This window comes from Nitrosomonas ureae, assembly GCF_900108305.1.
In the GTDB taxonomy this organism is placed as follows: Bacteria; Pseudomonadota; Gammaproteobacteria; order Burkholderiales; family Nitrosomonadaceae; genus Nitrosomonas; species Nitrosomonas ureae_B.
Genome location: NZ_FNUX01000073.1, coordinates 1 through 1,106, shown reverse-complemented (window position 1 = coordinate 1,106; position 1,106 = coordinate 1). Strand labels below are relative to the sequence as shown.

1 protein-coding gene is annotated in these 1,106 nt (G+C 47.3%); it reads right to left on the bottom strand.

Annotation, left to right across the window (positions count from 1 at the left end):
* The coding region (locus tag C4S39_RS15070) for a WD40/YVTN/BNR-like repeat-containing protein (protein WP_374953041.1) at nt 1-1,106 on the bottom strand (1,106 nt) is incomplete at both ends.

The following is a 1,106-nucleotide window of genomic DNA, read 5'->3' as shown; positions in this document are numbered from 1 at the left end:
GTTGTGCCGCCATCAGCGGAAATGGCTATGCCTCTTCCGACATAGGTTGTGGCAATCATATCCTGATCACTGTTGAAACTGGTGGACAGCGCAAGCCCTGTCATCAGGCCCATTCGTGTTTGTCTTTGAAACCATGTGGTGCCACCGTTCCTCGAAATAAAGAGCCCGTCGAATACCGGTAAAAAGATTGTCTTGTCGGTTGCATAGGTCAGGGATATTTGCAGATCCGACATTTCATTGAGCAATGTCGTTTGTTTGGTGACTTGGGCGCCTGAATTGAACAGCGTCCAGTTATTGCCTTTATCCGTGGATTTAAATACCGATTGCCTTAAGCTGGTGCAGAATACCGTGCGGTCGATTGCGTAGTTCGGCGAGACCGCTATGTTATTGATTGCTTCATTCGGTAGATTATTTCCTTTATTGATAAAAGTGCTTCCTCCATCACTGCTGTAAAAAATCCCAAAGCTTGGAGTAGCGAGGAATATTTCCTCGCCTCCAGGAGCGATAGCCATATCATAGATGATGGTTCCTGTCGGATTTCCCAGATTGATCCAGTCATTGCCGCCATTGGTGGATTTTTGTAAGTAACCCGTATCACTTGCAATCACGATGGTGTTATCGGTAGCGTAGTCGGGTGAGATTGCAATGACGGTTACTTTGTTGGTTTTATCGAGTACCTGAACCCAGTTTGCATTGGTGCTTGAGCGGCGGAACAGGGAGCCGTTGGCATCAGTGAAGAAAAGCACATAATCCGTGCTGGATTCGGCAACCTCCATTTTTCTTACAATCAAATTTGTAGCGCCGAGTCCGGTATTATAGGATTCCCAGGAGTCGCCACGGTTGGTTGATCGATAAATGCCGCCTCTGCCTTTGAGACCCGCAAAAACAGTTTGATCGGTACTGAATTTTGGTGAAACACGAAGAGCGCTATATTCGTACGGATGGTTCATTCCGTTTGGAATATTGACCCAGTTAAGCCCTCCGTCCGTTGATCGCAGAATTTCATCGTAACGCCAGCCAGTATAGGCGCCGTCAGTGACTAGGAACATCGTTTTATCACTGGCATAATTGGGTGATGCGGCAAATGCACGCACCATGTCATGAGG